Genomic DNA, 21,373 nt, shown 5'->3' on the forward strand with positions numbered 1-21,373 from the left:
CCCCGGAAAGTGCGGTCACAGCAGGAACCCCGCAGGGAATGGGTCGGTGGGATCGAGCATGTACTGCGCGGTGCCGGTGACCCATGCCCGTCCGGTGATGGTGGGTACGACGGCACGGATCGTCTCGCCGTCCTCGGTGCCCCGAAGCTCGACCTCCTCGACGAGCCGGCCGACGAACGTGGACCCGATGAACGACTCGTTGACGAAGTCGGTGTGGAGGTCGAGCTCGCCTCGCGCGTGCAGCTGTGCCATCCGGGCACTGGTGCCGGTGCCGCAGGGCGACCGGTCGAACCAACCGGGGTAGATCGCCATGGCATGCCGGGTGTGCTGGGCGGTGGCACCCGGCGCCTTGAGGTACACGTGGTGGCACCCGTTGATGTCCGAGCGCTCAGGGTGCACGGGCCTGGCCTGCTCGTTGATCGCGTCCATGATGGCCAGCCCTGCGTCGATCAGCCGCTGCTTCGCGGCCCTGTCGAACGGCAGCTCGAGGTCGTCGAGGTCGACGATCGCGTAGAAGTTGCCCCCGAACGCGATGTCGTAGCGGACGTCGCCGTACCCCTCGACCTTGACGACCTGGTCCAGAGCGAGGCTGAACGACGGCACGTTCGTGATGGTGACCGACTCCGCGTGCCCGTCTCGCACGGCGACCTCGGCGACGACGAGACCGGCCGGGGTGTCGAGGCGGATCGTGGTCACCGGCTCGACGACGGGGACCATCCCAGTCTCGACCAGCACAGTCGCCGTACCGATGGTGCCATGGCCACACATCGGAAGGAGCCCCGAGACCTCGATGAAGAGCACGCCGTAGTCGGCATCAGGCCGGGTAGGGGGCTGGAGGATCGATCCGGACATGGAGGCGTGGCCGCGCGGCTCGAACATCAACAGTGTGCGCAGCTCGTCGTTGTTGTCGATGAACCATTGGCGGCGCTCCGCCATCGTGGCACCGGGGAAGACTCCGACGCCGCCGGTGATGACGCGCGTGGGCATGCCCTCGGTGTGTGAGTCCACAGCGTGAATGATGCGTGTTGTCCTCATGTTGCCCTTTCTCGGATGCTCCAGCGGTGCGGATCAGGTCAGCTTCCCGTCAACTCTGCGCGGTACGTCGGCGTCGTCGCGCAGCTCGCTCGGAAGCAGGAAGTCAGGGAATCCTTGATAAGCCACCGGCCTGGTGAACCGATCGATGGCGGCGGTGCCGACCGAGGTGGTCGCGGCAGCGGTGGTTGCCGGGTAAGGGCCTCCGTGCTGCTGGGCGTAGGTCACCGAGACGCCCGTGGGCCACTGGTTCCACAGCAGTCGGCCAGCCTTCGAGGCCAGGATGGTCGTCAACTGCCCGACGATCCGGTCGTCCTCGTTCGCCACCAGGGTCGCGGTGAGCTGTCCCTCCAGCTGCTCCGCGACCTCGACCAGCTGCTGCTCGTCGGCGTACTCGACGATCAGGACGGTCGGGCCGAAACACTCGGCCAGCAGCGCCTCCGGGTCGGCCAACAGGTCCTGCACCGAGGTGGACAGGACGGTCGGTGCGGGCGGGTCGTTGAGCGGATCCTCCCCCTCGGCGATCACGGTGACAGCGGGATGCCGGCGCAGCTGCTGCTGGCCACTCAGGTAGCCGGCCGTGATCTTGTCGTTGAGCAGCGGCGCGGCCGACGGCAGCGCGCCGGCGCGCAACGATGCCAACAAGTGGGAGTCGCCGGGTGCGAGGACCACGCCCGGCTTGGTGCAGAACTGGCCCGCGCCCAGTGTGAAGGACCTGACCAGCCCGGCGGCGATGTCCACGCCGCGGTCGGCGTCCGCGGAGGCAGTGACGAACACCGGGTTCACCGACCCGAGCTCGCCGTAGAACGGGATCGGCTCCGGCCGCGACGACGCCAGGTCGAACAGCGCTCGCCCGCCAGGGATGGAGCCGGTGAACGCCGCAGCCTTCACCTGCGGGTGCGTCAGCACGACCACCCCGGCCTCTTGGCCATAGACGATCTGCAGGAGCCCGCTCGGTGCGCCGAGCTCGTTGAACGCCTCGGTCACCACCTGCGCCGTCGCCGCGGAGAGCCCGACATGGCCCGGATGTGCCTTCACGATCACGGAGCATCCGGCAGCGAGGGCAGAGGCGGTGTCGCCGCCGGCCACGGAGAACGCGAAGGGGAAGTTGGAGGCGGCGAACACTACCACCGGGCCGTAGGGGACGCGGGTACGCCGCAGGTCCGGACGCGGCCCCATCGACCAGTCCGGATCCGCGTGGTCCACGCGCGCGTCCAGGTAGCCGCCTTCGTTCACCGTCTCGGCGAACAGCCTCAGCTGGAACGTTGTACGCGCCAGCTCGCCGCGCAGCCGTTGCTCGGTGAGGCGCGTCTCCCGGATGGCGAGCGGGACCAGGATGTCGGCGGCACCATCGAGCCGGTCCGCAACGGCCAGCAGCACTGCGGCGCGCTCGGTGCGGGTTCGGCTGGACCACTGCGTCGCGGCCCGTTGCGCACCGAGGACGATATGGTCGATGCGGTCAGTGCGGGTGTCATACATCATTCCTCCAACGTGGACATAGATTTTGGTGCGTCACGCGCGTTGCCGGTAGCAGTCGTAGGCGTGCTGCGCCACGACCAGGTCCTCCCAGGCCATGCCCACTCCGGAGAAGACCGCCGGGCGACCGGGCGACGGGGTGAAGCGGCCGGTCACCAGTTCGGCCAGGTTGGCCAGCGGGCGTCCTCGCTCGGCGTCCGCGACCCACTCGGTCGCCGGCCGGGCAAGGAGCAGGTTGCCCGACTCACGCATCGCCGCGGCACGGCTCTCCACCACGACGTTGGCATTGAGCACCAGCTCCGCGGGGAGTTCGCGCTTGTCGGGGCCGTGTACGCCGATCGCGCAGACCACGGCATGGGCGGGTACGTCGCCGGCGTCGAAGAGGGGAGTGCGGGAGGACGTGGCACAGACGATGAGGTCCGCCCGCGACAGGTCCCGCGCGGCGTCGGCGGGTCGGACCGGAGCGCCGAGAGCGGCCGACCGTGCGACGAGCAGGTCTACCCCTTCAGGGCGGCGTCCCACCACGGCGATGTCGTCAGGGTGCAGGACGGCGTTGAGGTACGCGATGTGGCGCTCAGCCTGCGGGCCGGTGCCGAAGACCACCACCCGCTGTGCGCGAACCGCGGATTCAGGGTCTACGCCGCGTTGGGCGGCGATGAGGTGTTGGGCGGCCATAACCGTAGTGGCCGGGGTGCGCACCAGTGTCAGCTCCGCAGCGTCGAGAACCGCCAGTGGCGCGTGGTGCTCGGTTTCGAACAAGACGTAGACGCCTTGGACGTTCGGGTGTCCGTCCTTGGGGTTGCCCGGCGCGAGGGTGAGGACCTTGACCCCCGACGCGCCGCCCGTAGCGCTGGGCATCATCAGGAACTCGGCGCCCGGCCCCGCGGGAGCAAAGAGCCTCGGGCTGTCCTGTTCGGGATCGACGCGCCCTGACACGAGAGCCTCGGTGAGGACACGGACCGCACTGGGTCCGTCGACGAGGTCCGCGATGGCGACTGCACTGAGGTGGGTGGGTGCCACCATGATCTCTTCCTCTCCGAGGCTCTCGCCCCTCATCAGCAACACGGGATTGTTCGACTGTGATCCCGGGCTGCTCGCCGAGGGCGTGTCTCTCAATGCCGGTCGGCTACTCCATGGCATGAGATCGACAGACACGCCCAGCTGCGATCAGCGGTAGCCCTTGGCCAGGGCGGCCTCGGTGTCACGGCGTATCGCCTCGGCCTGCTCGGCGGTCAATGGGCTGCGCGGCGGGCGGCACTGACCGCCCTTGCGGCCGGCGATGTCCATCGACAGCTTGATCGCCTGGACGAACTCGGTCTTCGAGTCCCACCGCAGCAGGGAGTGCAGGTCGCGGTAGAGCGGCATGGCCGCCTTCAGGTCCTCGACGTTGCCGGAGGTTGCCAGCTGGTACAGCTTGGCGGTGGCCTCGGGAATCGCGTTGGGGTAGCCCGCGATCCAGCCGACCGCGCCGGCCAGGCCGAACTCGACCACGACGTCGTCGGAGCCGATGAGGATGTCCAGATCCGGCGCCAGCTCCTGGATCTCGTAGACGCGGCGAACGTCGCCGGAGAACTCCTTGACCGCCTTGATCAGACCCTCCGAGTGGAGTTCGGCCAGCAGGTCCGGGGTCAGGTCGACCTTGGTGTCGTAAGGGTTGTTGTACGCCACGATCGGAAGCCCGACCTTGGCGGCCTCGCGATAGTGGTTGAGCACCGACTGACGGTCCGCACGGTAGATGTTCGGCGGAAGCATCAGCACCGACTGGGCGCCGACCTCGGCCGCCTGTTCGATCCAGCGGACGGTCTCCCTCGAGCCGTACGCCGCCACGCCGGGCATCACGCCGAACCCTTCGGGCGAGGCCTGCACCGCCACCTCGACCACGCGGGCGCGCTCTTCGGGGGTCAGCGTCTGGTACTCGCCCAGCGAGCCGGACGGGCACACGCCGTCGGTGCTGTTGGCGGCCAGCCATGCGACGTGCCTGGCGTAGCCGTCGTAGTCGACGCTGAGGTCGTCGTTGAACGGCAGTGCGGTCGCGGTGTAGAGGCCGCGCCAGGGGTTCTCTTTCGAGATGGTCATGTTGTGAAGTCTCCTGGATCAAGGTTGCGCACGAATAGAATGTGATATTGCACTGCGATTCGCAAGAGGCTTGGTCGGTTAGCCTCCGGGTCGCCGGCTCGAGTCTGCCTCCCGCGAGAACATTATGCAATGTGCTATTGCACTAGCCGAATTCGGTCTCTACGCTAGGCCTCGGTTCCAGCAGAGTCACACCGCAGTGGCTTAGCGCGGACCTGACGCCTGAGGCGTTGACCAGGAGTGGAGATACACATGATTCGTAAGACATGGATCGGCGCCACGGCGGCAGTCGCTCTGACCTTGACCCTGTCTGCCTGTGGCGGGGGCGGTCTGGCGGCGGGCGGCGGAGGTGACGGCGGAAAGGGCGACATCCGGCTGGGCATGGCGGCGCCGCTGAGTGGCAGCAGCGCCGCGATCGGGCCGTACATGAAGAACGGCGCGCAGCTCGCGATCGACGAGATCAACGCCTCCGGCGGTGTGCTCGGCCGCAAGCTCGAGCTCGTCGCCGAGGACGATGCGTGTGACCCGAGGACAGCAGCGTCGGCGGCCGCCAAGCTCGTCACCGAGGGCGTGACCGTGTCAGTCGGCGGCTACTGCTCGTCGGCGACCCTACCGACGCTCTCGATCTTCAACAAGGCCGACGTCCCGATGATCATCCCGGCCGCGAACTCCAACGACCTGGTCAAGAGCAAGCTGTCGAATGTCTTCCTGCTCAACGGCACCGGTGCCCAGCAGGCCCAAGCGGCGGTCGATTTCATCAAGTCCTCCGGCTCCAAGGCCGTCGCGCTGGCAGACGACAACACGTCGTACTCCAAGGACATCAGCACCCGTACTGGGGAGAAACTCGGGGCAGTAGGATCGGTCAAGATCGTGGACCACGAGTCGGTGACCGCGGGCGAGTCGGACTACTCCGCTGCGGTGACCTCGATCCTCAACGCGAAGCCAGACTTCGTGTACTGGACCGGCTACTACCAAGAGGGCGGGCTGCTCATCAAGCAGCTTCGCGCGGCGGGTTACAGCGGCAAGATCATGGTCGCGGACGGATCCGTCGACGAGCAGATGATCTCCATCGCCGGTGCCGCCAACGCCCAGGGCGTGTTGGCGACCATGACGCAGACGCCACAAACAATTGCTGGTGGCGAGAAGTGGATCGCCGACTACAAGGCCGCCTTCAAGACCGACCCCGGGCCCTACTCGACACAGTCGTACGACGCCGTGCGCGTGGCAGCCGAGGCGATCAAGAACGCCAACTCGACCAAGAGCAGCGACATCATCGCCGCGCTGGAGAAGATCGACGGGTTCCCGATCTTCAGTGGCAAGCTCAAGTTCACCCCGGAGCACACCCTCAGCGAGGGCGGCTTCGGCATCCTCGTGGTCCAGGGCAACACCTTCGCGCTCAACAAGTGACCCTCGGCTCGCTGGCGCCAATGGCCCGCGCCGGCGAGCCAGCCGCATCACCCTCTCCTGCTGGCTCCGCCGGCTCCCGGCGTTTAGGAGTGTGCCATGGACCTGCAATATCTCATCCAACTGATCCTGAACGGCCTGTTCATCGGCTCGTTCTACGCTCTCGTCGCCCTCGGCTACTCGATGGTCTACGGCATCATCAAACTGCTGAACTTTGCCCACGGTGACATCTACATGCTCGGTGCCTTCGCAGGCTATGCGCTGCTGACCGTGGCAGCCGGCTCGCTCGGCGCGGGCGCCTCGATCGTCGTACTCGTCCTGATCATGGTGGTGGCAATGTTGGTCACCGGCACCGTGGGGCTCGTCCTCGAGCGGGTCGCCTACCGGCCGCTGCGCGGAGCACCGCGATTGTCGGTGCTGATCACTGCGGTCGGCGCCAGCTTCGCGCTGGAGTACGGCATCGCCGTCGGGTTCGGCCCGAACCCGCGTGTCTATCCAGTCGGCTTCGGCAACGGTGCCATCTCCGTGCTGGGCGCCCGGGTCACCTACGCCCAGCTCGCCATGATGGTGATCGCCGTCGGCCTCATGATCGCCCTCGACCAGCTCGTCAACAGGACCCGGGCGGGTCGCGCGATGCGCGCGATCTCGCAGGATCCGAAAGCCTGCCTGCTGATGGGCATCAACGTCGACCGCGTCATCTCGCGCACCTTTTTCATCGGCTCGGCGCTGGCCGGTGCGGCCGGAGTTATGGCCGGCGCGTATTACGGAAAGGTGGACTTCCTCATGGGCTTCACCATCGGCCTCAAGGCGTTCACCGCGGCTGTGATCGGCGGCATCGGCAACCTGCGGGGCGCCGTTCTCGGCGCTGTCGTTCTCGGGCTGCTCGAGTCCTTCGGAACCGCCGCGCTCGGCAGTGAGTGGCGAGACGTCTTCGCCTTCGGCTTCCTGATCCTGTTCCTGACCGTCCGACCCACCGGTCTACTCGGCGAGAGAGTGACGGAGCGGGTCTGATGAGCAACGATAACTCGATCCCGGCCCGAGATAGGGCCTTCGACGCCCCCTCCGGCTTCGTGCAAGCCGTCGACGGGGCCGGCAACTCCACGATCGGTCACATCGGCTCCGGCCTCGCGCCCGCAGATGCAGCTGGCCGTGCTACGCCGGTAAGCCGCGCGATCAGCCACCCGCTGTTCGGCTGGGTCGTGATGGCCCTTGCCGTTGCGCTGCCGTTCGTCAACTCCTCGTCCTACAGCATCCGGATCGCAACGGATGCGCTCATCTTCGTGATGCTCGCGGTCGGCCTGAATATCGTCGTGGGCTACTGCGGTCTGCTCGACCTGGGCTTCGCCGCCTTCTTCGCGATCGGCGCCTACACCTCCGGCATCCTCACTACGTCGCTGGGGTGGCCCATTCCGCTCACGATCCCAGTCGTCGTGATCGCAGCCGTCATCGGCGGGGTGGTGATCGGCGGCCCGACCTTGCGACTGCGCAGTGACTACCTCGCCATCGTCACCCTCGGATTCGGCGAGATCATCCGGATCACCGCGAACAACCTCGATGTCACGGGTGGCCCGAACGGGATCTTCGGTATCCCGGACTTCGGCGACTTCGGCCTGCGTTCTGACATCACGACGTACTGGATCATCGTCGCTGTCGTTGCAGCAGCGGTGTTGGCTTCCGCGCGGCTCGGCAAGGGGCGGCTGGGCCGGGCCTGGCGGTTCGTGCGCGAGGACGAGGACGCCGCGGAGGCGATGGGCATCCACACCTACCGGGTGAAGTTCGCGGCGTACATCACCGGAGCGATCTTCGGCGGGATCGCCGGTGTGCTCTTCGCGGTGCACCAGACGGCGATCTCGCCAACTAGCTTCAACTTCCTCTGGTCGGCGCTCATTCTCATGGCGGTGGTCCTCGGCGGGATGGGCTCAACACCCGGCGTCGTCATCGGCGCGCTCGTCATCTCCCTGCTCCCCGAGCTGCTACGTGGAGCGGAGAACTGGCGCTATCTCGTCTTCGGCGTCCTCCTCATCATCGTGATGCTGTTCCGCCCCCAGGGCATCTGGCCGCACCGGGGCGACGAGAAGCCGTCGCGGATCGAGAAGCGACGAGCCCGCACGGCGGCAAAGGAGGTCGTACCGTGACCGCGACACACGGCGAGGTGGCAAGGAACGGCTCATCGGCCACGGGGCTGCTCCAAGTCCGTGACATGACAGTGGCCTTCGGCGGAGTCACTGCCGTCAACGGCCTGACCTTCGACGTGCACGAAGGGGAGGTTCTCTCTGTAATCGGCCCGAACGGTGCCGGCAAGACCAGCGCCTTCAACTGCATTACCGGCTTCTACAAGCCGTCGGCCGGGCACGTCACCTTCGACGGCAGCGACATCACCGGCAAACGTCCCGCGGTCATCGCCGCGCGCGGGGTCGCCCGCACGTTCCAGAACCTGCGCCTGTTCGGCGACCTCAGCGTCCTGGACAACGTGCGCGCGGGGATGCATGTGCGGATCCGGCAAAACGCCTTCGACGCCGTCCTGCACACCCCCCGGTACCACCGCAGCGAGCAAACCGCGACCGACGAGGCGCATCGCTGGCTCGACTTCGTCGGAGCGCGTGGGAGCCGGGTCCACGAAGTGCGCAACCTGCCGTACGGCGAGCAGCGCCGCGTCGAGATCGCCCGGGCCCTGGCCCGTGAACCGAAGATGCTCCTGCTCGACGAGCCCGCGGCCGGCCTGAACCACAACGAGAAGGAGGAGCTCCTCGCCCTACTGCGCCGCATCAGCGACCTCGGGACCGCGGTCGTGCTCATCGAGCACGACATGGGCCTGGTCATGGAGGTCTCCGAACGCATCGTCGTCCTCAACTACGGCAAGGAGATCGCGGACGGCACACCCCACCAGATCCGCACCGACCCCAGGGTCGTCGAGGCCTATTTGGGCACCGACGACGCCGAAGCCCACACCGAGGCCGAAGCGGTGGCCGCCGCCACCGACGAGGAGATTTTCAGCGATCACACCGCGGCACCGAGCGAGAAGAGCTAGTCGTGAGCACAGTTACCCCTGTCCTCGAGGTCGAGGACCTCGTGGTCAACTATGGACGGGTCGAGGCGCTGCGCGGTCTGTCGCTAACGGTCGGTGAAGGCGAGACGGTGTCGCTGCTCGGCAATAACGGCGCTGGCAAGTCGACCACCGTCTCCACGATCTCCGGTCTGGTGCGCGCGACGTCGGGACGGATCAGGGCGTTCGGCAAGGAGATCACAGCAGCCAAGCCCTGGGAGCTCGTCGAGATGGGCATCGTCCACGTGCCCGAAGGCCGACGGATCTTCCCTCGGCTCAGCGTCCACGAGAACCTGCTCATCGGTGGATACACCGTCCGTGACAGCAAGGCGATCGAGGAGCGGATCCAGGAGGTGTACGAGCTTCTACCGCGGCTGCGCGACCGCCGCAACCAGCACGGCGGCACCCTGTCCGGGGGCGAGCAGCAGATGCTGGCGATGGGGCGCGCGATGATCGCTGCGCCGCGCCTGCTCATGCTCGACGAGCCGTCCATGGGACTCGCCCCCCTCATGGTCGCCCAGATCATGCAGGTCGTGCGAACCATCAACGAGCGCGGCACCGCCGTACTCCTCATCGAGCAGAACGCCCGGTCCGCGCTCACCGTGGCCACCCGCGGCTACGTACTCGAGGCGGGCGTGACCAGCCTCGAGGGGTCCTCGGAGGAGTTGCGGACCAATCCCCGAGTAGTGGAGGCCTACCTTGGCGCCTGAGATGTCGTTCAGCTTCGAGACGGTGGACTACCACACCGGCGGTGAGCCGTTCCGGATCGTCGCCCACGGAGCGGTCCGGCTCGAGGGCGCCACCGTGGCGGACAAGCGGGTCCGGGGGATCGCGAGCCCGGAGGTGCAGTATGCCCGCGCGCTCCTGTGCAGCGAGCCACGCGGCCACGCAGACATGTACGGCGGCTTCGTCACCGAGCCCGACGACGACGGCGCCGATCTCGGGGTGCTCTTCTGGCACAAGGACGGCTTCTCCACCGCGTGCGGCCACGGCACCATCGCGCTGGGTGTGTGGGCCGTCGAGTCCGGCCTCGTGCCGCGACTCGAGCAGGGCACTCGCGACGTACGGATCGACGTACCGTCCGGGCGGGTCACCGCCCGCGTTGCCTTCGAGGCGGGCGAGATCACCCACGTCTCGTTCGTCAACGTCCCGAGCTGGGTGCACGCCACCGGTGTCGATGTCGAGACCGACCGTGGCCGCGTCACGTGCGACATCGTCTTCGGCGGTGCGATGTACGCCGTGGTGTCCGCCGCGGACCTCGGCCTGGCTGTTCGCCCCGCAGACCTGCCCGACCTGATTCGGACCGGTCGCCGGATCCGGGATGGCCTCAACGCCGCCCGCGCAGCGGAGCACCCGAGCGACCCGCGCCTGTCCGGCGTCTACGCAACGATGTTCACCGAGGACGTCGACCCCGACGACGCGACCGCCTCCCAGGCGTTCGAGGGACTCAGTGCCGAGGGCGCGCTGCACCAGCGCAACGTCGTGGTGTTCTCCGACGGCGAGGTCGATCGGTCCCCGTGCGGGTCCGGCACCGCGGCCAGGGTCGCGCATCTGACCAGCCAGGGACGTCTCGCCGATGGTGAGGTCCTGGTGCACGACTCTATCGTCGGCAGCAGATTCCGTGCTCGGGCCGTGGCGCGGGTCCAGGCCGACGGTCACGACGCGCTCGTGCCTGAGGTCGTCGGCACGGCGCACAAGTTGGGGGACAGCCGCTTTGTCGTGGACCCGCGCGACTCGCTGGTTCCCGGCTTCATCCTCAGATGAGGATCCACGGACCGATGAGAGGTTTCAGGTGGGAATGTTGGAGAGACTGCGTTCCGTCTGGTTGATCAGCCACCTCTCACCTGGGGCACCTGGGTGCGGTTCCTGCTATGGCTGTGGCTGGGCCTCGTGGTGTATGTGGGCTTCAGTTACCGGCATTCGGAACTGAACGACCTGGAATCCTGACATCCGTGACCTGCGGCGGACCATATCGCTACGCCGCCCGCCCGGCGATTTGGTCCGTCCCCGACGGCGCACGTAATATGTGATATGTCACCGACCGTCTCGCTTGTACGATAGCAACTGACCCAGATCACACGGGCCGATCCCGTGGTCGCCGCTTCCGCCCACCCGCAACAAGAAGGCAATGATGTCCGCCACCGATACGCCGGTCTCGACACTGACGTCGTTCCTTCCCCGAAAGAGCATGCGCGACGAGATCATCGAGAAGTTGCGCGGGGCGATCATCACCGGCGAGTTGCGCCCCGACGTCGTGTACTCGGCCCCCGGACTGGCCGAACAGTTCGGCGTGTCCGCGACTCCGGTCCGCGAAGCAATGATCGACCTGGCCAAGGAGGGCTTGGTCGAAACCGTGCGCAACAAGGGCTTTCGCATTCGCGAGCCATCCGAACAGGAGCTGGACAACCTCGTCGAGGTCCGCCTGCTCATCGAGGTCCCGACCGTGCGCAAGGTCGCCGACGCCGGCATCGACCCCCAGCAGCTCGCCGAACTGCGCACCCTGGCCCTCGGCATCGAAAAGGCCGCGACCGAACACGATTTCATCACCTACATCTCCATCGACACCGAATTCCACTGCCGCCTCCTCAGCCTCGCGGGCAACAACGAGTTGGTCGAAACGGTGCGGTCGCTGCGCTCTCGCTCCCGCCTCTATGGCGTCCGCCCACTCGCCGAACGCGGTGAGCTCATTCATTCCGCCCACGAACACGTGGAAATCCTGAATCTCATCGAACAGGGAGCCGCGGAATCCGCCGAACAGCTGATCCGCTGCCACATCGGCCACGTCCGAGGCATCTGGGCTGAATAGATCGGACTCGACGGACGGTGTGCCTGCGTCGATCGCATTCGCCCGAATATCGGGTGGAGGTGGCACATCGGGTAATCGACTCCGGCCGCCCGGCGCGCGAGGTTGCCCGCGAGCTGGATGCGCATGAACCTGCCGCACAAGTGGGTGCGTGAAGTACGCCGCCGGATGGCCGCAGCCGGCCGAAGCGTTGCGCGGAGCCCGGATTACCGTGGTGTCCCGCAGCTTTCGGCCGATGAGGCGCCTGCGGAGTGCCCGCCATGATGACGCCGTCATCGTCAGGATTCTCGATCCATGCGCCGACCGCGTGATGACGGCGCCATCAGCAGGACGGTATTTCGGTCGTGAAATGTAGTGACACGTCCTGAAAGCGGAGCGCGATCTCGCGCACGCATGCACCCGGCGTGCTCCATAACACGATGCCCTCACGCTCACTCGAACACAGGTACCGGCCCGAAACGGCAAGCCGCGATCGACACCGGCGCCGCCGAGGGTGTATCGACGGAGTCGGCGAAGGTGATCCGGGAGCAGAAACGCAAGATCGCCGATTCGGAACAGACGATCGAAACCCTCCAGGCAGCAACAACTTTCCTCGCGGAGGAGAGCGACCCGCGATACCGATTGTGTGTGTGCGTTCATCGCTGAGTAACACGCTCGGTTCTGGGTCGCTTCGATCTGTCGTGCGCTCACCGCGCACGGATGCGGGATCGCCCCGAGAACCTTCCACGCCTGGATGCGGCGAGCACCGATGGGTCGCAGAGTACTTGTCCGGCGCAGCAAGAGCCTAGTTGTAATTATGGACAGCGTGCAGGATTGGCGCACAGTCGTCGTCGCCACCGATCTCGTCATCGGCAATCGCGGGATCGATTTCCTACTAGACAGCCGCTTGAGGGGTTCCCGTCCGCTTGGATCAAGCGCCGTCCAGTGCGCGTAAAGCGGCGACCAGGACGTCGGGACTACCGACGTTTCCCGGAACGACAACATACGGGATCGCGCCGCCAGCTGCCGCCAGGTCCCAGACGCTGACCCCCGCGGACAATTGACCGCGGACACGGGCGGTTGTCGCTCCGAGCCCGGTAAATGCGACTTCGGCAGAGGTGATTCCGCCCTTAGCGACAACAGCAGCGACGTCATCCCGTAGTACGTGCACAGCTGTCGTCAAAGCTCTCATCACGCGAGCGCCATGGACCAATGTGTTGTCGTCATTACGTCTCTGCCTCTCACTGGCGATCACCGCAACGCCCCGGGAGGCGAGATCGGCGCGCGCGCGTGCCGCGAGGTCACGGCCCGCGGACTCGGGATCTGCCAGCGCGGTGTCGGTGTCGAGGACCGCGGCATGGAGGTTCAGTGTGCTGGCCAAAGCATCCAGTTGCGTAGTGGCACCGGATGTGTGCGACCCGCAGACTACAAGAACACCACCAGCGGGCCGCTCGAGTGGTTGGGCCAGCAACTCATCAGAGGAGTACACCTGCGCGCAGTACGCCGCCAATGGCGCGGCACATCGCACGACGACATTCCGCCCTTCGGCCCAGGCGCGGACCAAGCCGCGATGGACGAGACCAATATCAGCGTTCGTGACTGCGTCGGGTGCCACCACCGCTCCGGACTCGGCTGTGATCAAGGCGTGCGTTAGGGCGTGGCCTGCAGAGGTTCTCAACGAGTCGAGGGGCACGCTGACTACCGGACGAAGACCGCCTCGCTCATGGACGTAGCCTGCCATGTCGCTGGCGGTGAACCCGAAAACGGGATCCCGGGCGTACTCAGTTTCTGCTGCGGGCGTGAGGTGTTCGCCAAGTTGCACGTAGTGAATTCCGTGCCGCGTCACGCGCCCGCCCGACGGAAAGGCTGGCACAAAAAGCAAAACAGAATTTTCGGTCGCGAATATGTCGCTTTCGGCGAAGACGTGCCCACGCAACGTCGAGTCCCCGCGCAGGATGAAGCGGGGCTGCTCAATGCCTAGAATCGACGCCGCCTCGACGGCGGCATCACGGATCCGAGTAACCAGATCAACGGCGTCGCCGGGGCTCAGGGCCCGGCTGTTGGTGAGGATGAAGACGGCATCTTCGGAACGCAGGGCCGTGATGAGTCGGCCCACGACGGTATCTGCTTGGACGCCGAGTCCGAGAAGGACGGAAACGTCTGTCGCGCACTGGGTTCCAGTTGGGTCGTCGTCCAGGATGATGTGCTTCATGGATGGATCTCGCTCCGAATCAGTCCCCCGATCAGGCTCAGGGCGTGTTGGCGTATCGATGTCTGCCATCGGTCGAGCAACGAGTAAAGGTCCAGCCCCCCATCGCGGTTATCCACAAGGGCTCCATCGAGAGTGTCGAACACGGTGCGGCGCAACTCGGTGTTGATATTGACCTTGCATGCCCCGGATATCACCGCGCGATGAAGGTCGGCGGTCGGAAGTCCCGATGCGCCGTGCAGAACGAGGGGAGTGTCGGTCGTTGCGCGGATAGCGGCCATTAGGTGCAGATCTAGCTGCGGCGGGCCGCTGTAGGAACCGTGCACGTTCCCGACCGAGACGGCAAGCAGATCAGCGCCTGACCGATTCAGGAATGGCGCAACTCGGTCCGGAGCCGTCAAACTTGCACCTGCTGTCGCTCGTGCGGCGTCGGCGACGTCTTCGTTGCCGTCGATGCGGCCTAGTTCGGCCTCGACCGCGGTGTGCGGATGGTCGATAAGAAGCCGTGCCTTGGTCTGCGCGACGAAGTCGGCGTTGGCGTCATCGGTCATACGGGAACCGTCGGCAAGAACGGAATCTGCACCTGCCTCGACTGCGGCGGTGATCAAGTCCGGATCGGTTGCGTGGTCGAGTTGTACGCAAACCGGCGAGGCTGCGTGGTCGGCCAGCGAGCGTAAGGCGCGAATCAACGACAAACCGCCGCCTCCGGCCGCGCTGGTCGACGACACCAGTAACACAACCGGGCATCGTGCCGCCTCGGCCGCAGTAACGACACCGATCGCAGTGGTCAGGTCGTAGCAAGTGAACGCCGGTAGGGCTGCACGGCGTCTGCGCTGCTCGCGGGCGAGGTCAGGCAGTCGGGCTCGCATTTCGATTTCCATTCGTAGACTGTGCAAGTCGTGTTTTGGCCGACGTTGCGGCCACCGCGCCGTGGCGTGAGGTCAACGGGCCGACGACATCGCCGTCTGCTCAGCTGCGGTGGCTGATTCCAGCTCACGCCGCAGCCGCACAGCGACCAGCGATTCATCGACGGCGACATCGTCATAGGTCAGGGTCGCGCCGGCAGGAACGTCGCGCACGACCTTGACCCCGTGCGCAAGCCCCATCGGAAGCGCGCGCGCCGCCAAGGCGGTCGCCGCGGGCGCAAGCTTGCCGAATGCCATGTAACCGCCTTCGCCGTCGAGGATCTCACCGGCCTTCAGTGCACGCTTGGTAACTGTCGTCACATCGCCATGGAAGTCCTTCGCGACACCCGTTGCCTCGTTGCGCAGCACTGCCGAGGCAACACTGACTCCGAGTTCCAGGCCGATCATGTGATAGGGGCGGTAGAGCGAGCCGAAGCGGCCCGTGGGATCGGTGCGCATGCCATACTCGGCAAAGCACTGCACTGCGTAGTCGGTGCGTGCCTCAAACGTGACGTAAACACCCCAACGCAGATCGCGGTTCAAAGGGCCGCCGTCGCGGTTGAGGCTGGAGATCACCTCAACGGTGCCACTACGAGTAAGCGTGCCGCCCAAGGCTTTCGGGCGCAGCGTCGTTGCGAGGTCGTCGACGTCGACCGGCGGGAATAACAGTCCCTCGTCTTGCGGACGTAGCCCGGTGGCATTGGCGACAGCAGCCATCTCGATCGCTGATTTGGTGCCGTCGAGGAACGAATTGAACATCTTCGGATTGAAGTCACCGGTGGCGAGCTGCTCTTCTGTGAAGCCGTAGAAATTCCATACGGTGTCGGGGGTGGATTGGTTGTATTCGGGCAGATACTTGGTGCCCTTGCCCGCGGCGACGATGTCGAATCCGACCGTGCGACACCAATCGACGAGTTCGTTGATGAGGGCAGGTTGGTCGCCGTAAGCCATGCTGTACACGACCCCATTGCGGCGCGCCTTCTCAGCGAGCACGGGCCCGACCATGCAGTCGGCTTCGACATTGACCATGACGACGTGGCGTCCGGCATCGATCGCCTTCTCTGCGTGATACGAGCCAGCGATGGGGTTACCGGTGACCTCGACGATGACTTCGAGGCCCGGCACCGCGATCAGTGCCTCGGCGTCGTCGGTCAGATGGGTGCCGCCCGATCGAAGGGCTTCGTCGAACGAGCGGGCCGCGTAGCGTTCAGCGGGCCATCCGCATCGATGCAGCGCGGTTCGTGCTCGCTCCACGTCGAGATCGGCAACGCCGACGACGTGGAGCCCGGGCACCTGTGGCGCCTGGGTCAAGAACATCGAGGCGAACTTGCCTGCACCGATCACACCGATGCGGATCGGACCGGACTTAGCAGTGCGGGCCTCGAGGAGACTGTACAGATTCACGTTCGGCTCCAAGGGATTGTCGTGAGTGCGGGATTACTGAGTTGACGGAACAAGTTCAGGCGCAGCGCGATTCGTACAGATGACGAGATTTGTGCTGGCGCCCTCGCGTTGTCTGCGGTGGGCGATGGGTGCCACGACGGCAAGCGCACCCGCAGCCGATTGTCGGTTCACGGCCTGACGTCCTCAGGGGACGACGCGGACTCGGGTACTTTGCCGTAATGGCGAAATAGGACGATGGAATCGCGCACGCCGTCGCCCCGTGCGACGACACCGTCGAGCAGCCTGGCGGATACGGTCGTGTACGGCACATCGATATCGACCTGGGCGGCCTGATCGAGCGCGATGCCGACATCCTTGCGATGTAATGTTGACTGGAACCCGGGTTCGAAGTCGGCGTCGAGCATCCGCGCTCCGTGTACGTCGAGGATCTTGCTGGCGGCGAAGCCGCCCAGCAGCGCCTCACGTACCCGACGGGGATCGACACCGTTGACCTGTGCGACGGTCAAAGCCTCTGCCACCAGTCCGATCGTTCCGGCGGTGATGATCTGATTGCACATCTTGGTGACCTGCCCCGCGCCCGGCTCACCAATCAGCAGAGGCCGACCGAGATTCGACAGTATCGCGCGGACGGCGTCGAAGTCGTCCCGGGTGGCCCCGACCATGATGGACAGTTCGCCGAAAATGGCACCTTTCTCGCCACCGCTCACGGGAGCGTCGATCAGGTGCAACCCACGCGCGGCACCGTCGACGACGAGTCTGGTCCACGCCGTCGGCGAGATCGTGCTCATGTCGATCCAGTAAGCGTCGGGCTTGGCAGATTCGATCACGCTCTTGCCCACTGTCTCGACGTCTGGAGTGTCGGGCAGCATGGTGATCACCACGTCGGCACCCGCCACGGCGTCGGATGCCGAATCCGCCCATACCGCACCGCTGTCGAGCAGCATTGCCGCGCGTTCCCGAGTGCGGGTGTTGACCGTTAGCGGATGGCCGGCGGCCAACAGGCGAGCAGCCATGGGCGCCCCCATTACGCCGAGGCCGATGAATGCGACTCGAGCTCTATTCGTCATCGATTACTCGCTTCCTGTTGTCGGCGGTTAGCAGGAGCCCGACACTCGACCGGCGTGTACCTCGGTCCAGGCCTCGTCGAGTACGGACTTCAAGGTGCTGACCATGATGTCGAACTCGTCCTCGGCAGCGATCAGCGGAGGAGTGAACAGCGCGGCCAATTCCAGGCGATCGTCGAACTTCATCTGCAGACCGCGTCTACGAGCCCCTGGCATAAGGACTTTCGAGATCAGCTGGGACCGCTCTTCGGGGGTGAAGGCCAGCCGTCGTTCACGGTCTTTGACCAGTTCGAGAGCGATGAAGAAACCATCGCCACGGACTTCGGCGACCATCGGATGATGAGATGCCAAGTCTTCGCACATCGCACGCAGTTTCACTGACTTCTGCCGCACTCCGGCCAACATGCCCTGATGCTCGATGATGTCGAGATTGGCCATCGCGATAGCTGAGGAGACCGGGTGGCCACCGAAGGTGGACCCGTGCATGAAAGTCCTTGAATCCTTGGAAAAAAATGGCTCGGCAACACCGGATGAAGCGATCATCGCACCCATCGGAGCGTAAGACGATGTCAAGCCTTTCGCCATCGTGATGATGTCGGGCTGAAAGCCAAATCGAATCGACCCGAACCACTCTCCCACGCGCCCGAACCCGCAGATTGTCTCGTCGAGCACCAGCAGCACGCCGTAGCGGTCACAGATTTCCCGAACGCGCTGCGGGTAACCGTCCGGCGGGACGAGAGCACCGCCGGAGTTCTGCAATGGCTCGATCACCACCGCGGCGACGTTCTCTGGACCCGCATCGAGGATCGCAGTTTCGACGTCGTCACCGCAGGACAGATTGCAATGCCCCACTGGTGCGCACCACTGACAGCGGTAGGGATACGTCGGTGCGGCCTTGCGAATCCGGTTCGGCAGCGGTTCGAACGGCGCCCGGAAGACGTCACTTCCGTTCAACGTCAGGGCGCCCATGGTCACACCGTGATACGCACCTGTTCGAGACACGAACAGGTTGCGCTGAACATCGCCGCGGATCTTGTGGTATTGCAAGGCAAGCTTCATAGCCGACTCGACAGCTTCCGAACCGCTCTGCACGAAGAACGCTGCACCGTCATCGAACGGACTGAGACCGATGAGCCGTTCAGCCAGCTGCTCGGCGACATCATTGGCAAACCCAAACCAATTGGGGAAGAAGGGAAGTGTCGCGAGTTGCTTGCTAGCAGCAGCTTCGATTTCGGGCCAGGGTCCGTATCCAATGTTCACGGAGTGAAGGCCCGCCAGCGCATCAAGATAGCGTTTGCCGGTCGTGTCCCAGAAGTAGCAACCAGCGGCACTGGTGATCGTGACGGTGTCCCGATGAGCGCCAGCTGAAGTGAAGTGGCGCCATTGCGATCCCGACGCTGGCTCTGTCGATGTGGTTGTCAAAGCATCCTCCGAGAGGTGTGGTGAGCGGTTCGGGTTACCCAGCCGGGTGGGCAACCCGCCATGCGAAGGCGTATTAGATCGCCTTCAAACTGTGGTTGAGCGACAATTTATTTCGCAGGCGCTCGCCGTCTTCGGTGCTGTGGCTACGGGCCAGTTCCTCCGCCCGGTCAGCGTCGCCGCGGGAGATCGCATCGACGAGCTGCTCGTGGGCGTTGAGCAACGAGCCGGTGTCGCCGTGGAAGTCTTTCGTCATCGCCATGAACAGGACAGTCTGGGCGTGAATCACACGATGAGCTGCCTGCAGGCGACTGTGCCCCGCCAGTTCGACGATTAGCTCGTGCAGTTGCACATCGGCGTTGGCCAGCGTCCTAGTGTCCGCATGCTGCGCCGCCTCCTGCATGGTGTGCAGCGCACGCTCCAGCTTCGAGCGACCTTTGATGTCGATCCGTTGCGCGGCCAGTCGCGCCGCCATCCCCTCCAGTGTGTTACGCAGACTGTAAATCTCCCATGCATCCTCGACCGTCATCGTTTCGACGTAGATACCGCGGTTGCGGCGGTGCTCGACGAGACCCTCGTTGCGCAGGAGCCGCAGAGCTGCCCGTACCGTGCCCGCACTGACACCGAGTTCTTCGGCGATGTCGGCCTCAACGAGGTGTGCGCCCGGTTCGAGTCGGCCGTCGAGAATCCGCGCGCGGATGTGGTCAGCGGCCAAGGCGTCCAATGCCCGAGGAAAGGCTGCCAGCCGCGACTTGTCGTACTCAGTGGTCATGCGTGCTCCTCCCATACTGTTGATGACCCGACCGTAACGGCCACACGAATTTTCGTCAATCATTATTTATTTTAGATCTACCAATGCGTGAGATGTAGTTACGTCCACTGGACGGTCGAGCCGTCCGGTCTGCCTGCTTGCGTCATCCGCCACGAGGATGCTTCGCCAACCGAACCTCGGGTCTGGGGGGTTAGATCCCTGCCTCTAACAGCGGATTCATATCCATCGCCGGTAGCGGGCGGTCGCGCGTTGCAGAGTTCGTCGACGTCGCCACTAGCTGACGTGTGGGCGATCGCGACCGGCGCAAGCACGGATGAGCCTGCGGACTCGCAACCGAATATAGAAAATTATTAATGATTATTGACAGCGTGGTGTGTGTATGAGACCGTCGTCACACTCGAGCGGCACCGACACCGCACGAACCGCAGCAGAACGAGAGATGACATGAACACCGATCCAAAACGGCCAGCGCTGGCTACTATCGCCGCCGGGTGTGCGGCGGGGGCAACGATCGAGAACTACTCGGTCCTCGTCTACGGCATCGGTGCCGCCACTGTATTCAGCGACATCTTTTTCCCCAACGAGAACAGGGCGACCGCGCTGTTGGCCAGCTTCGGCGCCTTGGCGGCTGGATTCGCGATGCGGCCTATAGGTGGGATCATTGCGGGGCACCTCGGCGACCGGTACGGCCGCAAGCCGGTACTGGTCGGCGCCTTCATTCTGATGGCCCTGGCCACCATCGCTGTCGGATGCCTACCGACCTACAGTCAGGTCGGCTTCCTTGCTCCAGCATTACTCGTCGGCTGCCGGTTGCTACAAGGCCTCGGTGATGGGGCCGAGTGGGGCACCTCGGTGATGGTGACCTTCGAACACGCCCGCCCCGGTTCCCGCGGCTTCTGGTCCGCGATTCCCCAGGCCGGTGTTCCCCTCGGTCTGCTACTCGCCAACGCCGCGTTCCTGATTGTCAAGCCCGTCCACACCGAATGGTCCTGGCGGTTGCCATTCCTCAGTGTCGCGATACTTCTCATCATCGGATTAGTGCTGCGCATGAAAATCACTGAGACACCGGAGTTCGAAAACATCCGCGAGCACGATGACATCTCCCACAGCCCCGTCCTCGAGGTCATCAAGAACAACTGGTCGTTGATACTTCGTGTTATCGGACTGCGTATCGCGGAAACCGGGGGCTTCTATATCACCACCACCTTCCTTCTCGCCTTCCTCAGCGGTGCGTCCGACACCAGTGGCGTTGGCCTTCTGGCAATCTGCATCGGCGCAGCCATCTCCCTGTTCGCGCACCCGTTGTTCGGCCATATGTCCGACATCTACGGTCGACGCACCGTGTACCTCTGGGCGTGCGCTTTCACCGCCGCGTTCGGCTTCCCCGCAATGCTGCTGGCCACGAGCGGCTCGAGCGTTGCCGTAGTCGCAGCCGTAGCGATGGGCCTCGTCTTCAGTCACGCCGCGCTGGCCGGTGTGCAAGGAGCATGGTTCGCCGAGCTGTTCCCGACCCGCACACGGACGTCGGGGGCATCGCTGGGCTATCAGCTCACGGCACTCATCGCGGGTCTGGTCCCACTGACTGCGACCGCCCTCGATCAATCCGTCGGATGGGCTGGTGTAGCCGCGCTGTTCTCCGCGTTCGGTGTCATCAGCGGCGCCGTGGCGCTGAGCACTCCGGATCGCGCATTGCGCGCATCGACACCCACCGAGGAGGTGCACTCCATCGACGTCCGAACAGGCACTGTCCGCTAGCTGAGGTCAGTTGCGACGGGCTTCCACACCTCAGC

19 protein-coding genes are annotated in these 21,373 nt (G+C 65.1%); 9 read left to right on the top strand and 10 right to left on the bottom strand.

Going from position 1 to position 21,373, the window contains the following annotated elements:
* Positions 1–15: 15 nt before the first annotated feature.
* The 4 genes from ACLMAL_RS33125 to ACLMAL_RS33140 all read right to left on the bottom strand — a co-directional run bounded on the left by ACLMAL_RS33125 (position 16) and on the right by ACLMAL_RS33140 (position 4,584).
* Positions 16–1,008 carry a proline racemase family protein gene (locus ACLMAL_RS33125; RefSeq protein ID WP_412002665.1) on the bottom strand — a complete coding sequence of 331 codons (993 nt, stop codon included), beginning with the start codon at positions 1,006–1,008 and terminating at the stop codon, positions 16–18.
* 60 nt (positions 1,009–1,068) lie between these two features.
* Positions 1,069–2,514, bottom strand: a complete 1,446-nt coding sequence (locus ACLMAL_RS33130) for an aldehyde dehydrogenase (NADP(+)) (protein WP_412002666.1) — start codon at positions 2,512–2,514, stop codon at positions 1,069–1,071.
* 30 nt (positions 2,515–2,544) lie between these two features.
* The gene (locus tag ACLMAL_RS33135) at positions 2,545–3,531 is read right to left on the bottom strand and encodes an ornithine cyclodeaminase family protein (protein WP_412002667.1); all 987 of its coding nucleotides are present in this window, start codon (positions 3,529–3,531) and stop codon (positions 2,545–2,547) included.
* Between the two features lie 144 nt (positions 3,532–3,675).
* Positions 3,676–4,584 carry a dihydrodipicolinate synthase family protein gene (locus ACLMAL_RS33140; protein ID WP_328412073.1) on the bottom strand — a complete coding sequence of 303 codons (909 nt, stop codon included), beginning with the start codon at positions 4,582–4,584 and terminating at the stop codon, positions 3,676–3,678.
* Between the two features lie 249 nt (positions 4,585–4,833).
* Here ACLMAL_RS33140 and ACLMAL_RS33145 point away from each other — a divergent pair, with 249 nt between their 5' ends.
* The 8 genes from ACLMAL_RS33145 (at position 4,834) to ACLMAL_RS33180 (ending at position 11,834) form a co-directional block, all read left to right on the top strand.
* The gene (locus ACLMAL_RS33145) at positions 4,834–5,988 is read left to right on the top strand and encodes a branched-chain amino acid ABC transporter substrate-binding protein (protein WP_412002668.1); all 1,155 of its coding nucleotides are present in this window, start codon (positions 4,834–4,836) and stop codon (positions 5,986–5,988) included.
* A gap of 96 nt (positions 5,989–6,084) precedes the next feature.
* Positions 6,085–6,996: a branched-chain amino acid ABC transporter permease gene (locus tag ACLMAL_RS33150; RefSeq protein WP_412002669.1), complete on the top strand. Its 912-nt coding sequence runs from the start codon at positions 6,085–6,087 to the stop codon at positions 6,994–6,996.
* Positions 6,996–8,120 carry a branched-chain amino acid ABC transporter permease gene (locus ACLMAL_RS33155; protein WP_412002670.1) on the top strand — a complete coding sequence of 375 codons (1,125 nt, stop codon included), beginning with the start codon at positions 6,996–6,998 and terminating at the stop codon, positions 8,118–8,120. The genes ACLMAL_RS33150 and ACLMAL_RS33155 overlap by 1 nt, the downstream gene beginning before the upstream one ends.
* Positions 8,121–8,185: 65 nt before the next feature.
* A complete protein-coding gene (locus tag ACLMAL_RS33160; RefSeq protein ID WP_412002688.1) occupies positions 8,186–9,013 on the top strand; it encodes an ABC transporter ATP-binding protein in 828 nt (275 codons plus the stop codon).
* 2 nt (positions 9,014–9,015) lie between these two features.
* Positions 9,016–9,738, top strand: a complete 723-nt coding sequence (locus ACLMAL_RS33165) for an ABC transporter ATP-binding protein (protein WP_328412083.1) — start codon at positions 9,016–9,018, stop codon at positions 9,736–9,738.
* Position 9,739: 1 nt separating this feature from the next.
* Complete coding sequence (locus tag ACLMAL_RS33170) at positions 9,740–10,792, top strand: proline racemase family protein (protein ID WP_412002671.1); 1,053 nt, start codon at positions 9,740–9,742, stop codon at positions 10,790–10,792.
* 57 nt (positions 10,793–10,849) lie between these two features.
* The gene (locus ACLMAL_RS33175) at positions 10,850–10,975 is read left to right on the top strand and encodes an amino acid permease C-terminal domain-containing protein (RefSeq protein ID WP_412002689.1); all 126 of its coding nucleotides are present in this window, start codon (positions 10,850–10,852) and stop codon (positions 10,973–10,975) included.
* 184 nt (positions 10,976–11,159) lie between these two features.
* Positions 11,160–11,834: a GntR family transcriptional regulator gene (locus ACLMAL_RS33180; protein WP_412002672.1), complete on the top strand. Its 675-nt coding sequence runs from the start codon at positions 11,160–11,162 to the stop codon at positions 11,832–11,834.
* A gap of 907 nt (positions 11,835–12,741) precedes the next feature.
* On the opposite strand, the gene ACLMAL_RS33185 is transcribed toward ACLMAL_RS33180, so the two are convergent.
* The 6 genes from ACLMAL_RS33185 to ACLMAL_RS33210 all read right to left on the bottom strand — a co-directional run bounded on the left by ACLMAL_RS33185 (position 12,742) and on the right by ACLMAL_RS33210 (position 19,535).
* Positions 12,742–14,022, bottom strand: a complete 1,281-nt coding sequence (locus ACLMAL_RS33185) for a four-carbon acid sugar kinase family protein (protein ID WP_412002673.1) — start codon at positions 14,020–14,022, stop codon at positions 12,742–12,744.
* The gene (locus ACLMAL_RS33190; RefSeq protein WP_412002674.1) at positions 14,019–14,900 is read right to left on the bottom strand and encodes a class II fructose-bisphosphate aldolase; all 882 of its coding nucleotides are present in this window, start codon (positions 14,898–14,900) and stop codon (positions 14,019–14,021) included. Before ACLMAL_RS33190 ends, ACLMAL_RS33185 begins: the two co-directional genes overlap by 4 nt.
* Before the next feature lie 60 nt (positions 14,901–14,960).
* The gene (locus tag ACLMAL_RS33195; RefSeq protein WP_412002675.1) at positions 14,961–16,328 is read right to left on the bottom strand and encodes an NAD(P)H-dependent oxidoreductase; all 1,368 of its coding nucleotides are present in this window, start codon (positions 16,326–16,328) and stop codon (positions 14,961–14,963) included.
* Between the two features lie 167 nt (positions 16,329–16,495).
* A complete protein-coding gene (locus tag ACLMAL_RS33200) occupies positions 16,496–17,395 on the bottom strand; it encodes an NAD(P)-dependent oxidoreductase (RefSeq protein WP_412002676.1) in 900 nt (299 codons plus the stop codon).
* Between the two features lie 27 nt (positions 17,396–17,422).
* Positions 17,423–18,814 carry an aminotransferase class III-fold pyridoxal phosphate-dependent enzyme gene (locus ACLMAL_RS33205; RefSeq protein WP_412002677.1) on the bottom strand — a complete coding sequence of 464 codons (1,392 nt, stop codon included), beginning with the start codon at positions 18,812–18,814 and terminating at the stop codon, positions 17,423–17,425.
* Between the two features lie 73 nt (positions 18,815–18,887).
* Positions 18,888–19,535 (bottom strand): GntR family transcriptional regulator, encoded by a 648-nt coding sequence (locus ACLMAL_RS33210; RefSeq protein WP_412002678.1) that lies wholly within the window; start codon positions 19,533–19,535, stop codon positions 18,888–18,890.
* Positions 19,536–20,027: 492 nt separating this feature from the next.
* Between ACLMAL_RS33210 and ACLMAL_RS33215 the strand changes: the two genes are divergently transcribed.
* Positions 20,028–21,338, top strand: a complete 1,311-nt coding sequence (locus ACLMAL_RS33215; RefSeq protein WP_412002679.1) for an MFS transporter — start codon at positions 20,028–20,030, stop codon at positions 21,336–21,338.
* Positions 21,339–21,373: the final 35 nt, after the last annotated feature.

This window comes from Nocardia sp. CWNU-33 (assembly GCF_046764895.1).
Classification (GTDB): Bacteria; Actinomycetota; Actinomycetes; order Mycobacteriales; family Mycobacteriaceae; genus Nocardia.

Excerpts from the sequence above, each read along its gene's own strand:
- ACLMAL_RS33130 (WP_412002666.1), bottom strand. The coding sequence starts at position 2,514 with ATGATGTATGACACCCGCACTGACCGCATCGACCATATCGTCCTCGGT.
- ACLMAL_RS33135 (WP_412002667.1), bottom strand. The coding sequence starts at position 3,531 with ATGGTGGCACCCACCCACCTCAGTGCAGTCGCCATCGCGGACCTCGTC.
- ACLMAL_RS33160 (WP_412002688.1), top strand. The coding sequence starts at position 8,186 with ATGACAGTGGCCTTCGGCGGAGTCACTGCCGTCAACGGCCTGACCTTC.
- ACLMAL_RS33185 (WP_412002673.1), bottom strand. The coding sequence starts at position 14,022 with ATGAAGCACATCATCCTGGACGACGACCCAACTGGAACCCAGTGCGCG.
- ACLMAL_RS33155 (WP_412002670.1), top strand. The coding sequence starts at position 6,996 with ATGAGCAACGATAACTCGATCCCGGCCCGAGATAGGGCCTTCGACGCC.
- ACLMAL_RS33140 (WP_328412073.1), bottom strand. The coding sequence starts at position 4,584 with ATGACCATCTCGAAAGAGAACCCCTGGCGCGGCCTCTACACCGCGACC.
- ACLMAL_RS33145 (WP_412002668.1), top strand. The coding sequence starts at position 4,834 with ATGATTCGTAAGACATGGATCGGCGCCACGGCGGCAGTCGCTCTGACC.
- ACLMAL_RS33200 (WP_412002676.1), bottom strand. The coding sequence starts at position 17,395 with ATGACGAATAGAGCTCGAGTCGCATTCATCGGCCTCGGCGTAATGGGG.
- ACLMAL_RS33150 (WP_412002669.1), top strand. The coding sequence starts at position 6,085 with ATGGACCTGCAATATCTCATCCAACTGATCCTGAACGGCCTGTTCATC.
- ACLMAL_RS33190 (WP_412002674.1), bottom strand. The coding sequence starts at position 14,900 with ATGGAAATCGAAATGCGAGCCCGACTGCCTGACCTCGCCCGCGAGCAG.
- ACLMAL_RS33215 (WP_412002679.1), top strand. The coding sequence starts at position 20,028 with ATGAACACCGATCCAAAACGGCCAGCGCTGGCTACTATCGCCGCCGGG.
- ACLMAL_RS33170 (WP_412002671.1), top strand. The coding sequence starts at position 9,740 with ATGTCGTTCAGCTTCGAGACGGTGGACTACCACACCGGCGGTGAGCCG.
- ACLMAL_RS33180 (WP_412002672.1), top strand. The coding sequence starts at position 11,160 with ATGTCCGCCACCGATACGCCGGTCTCGACACTGACGTCGTTCCTTCCC.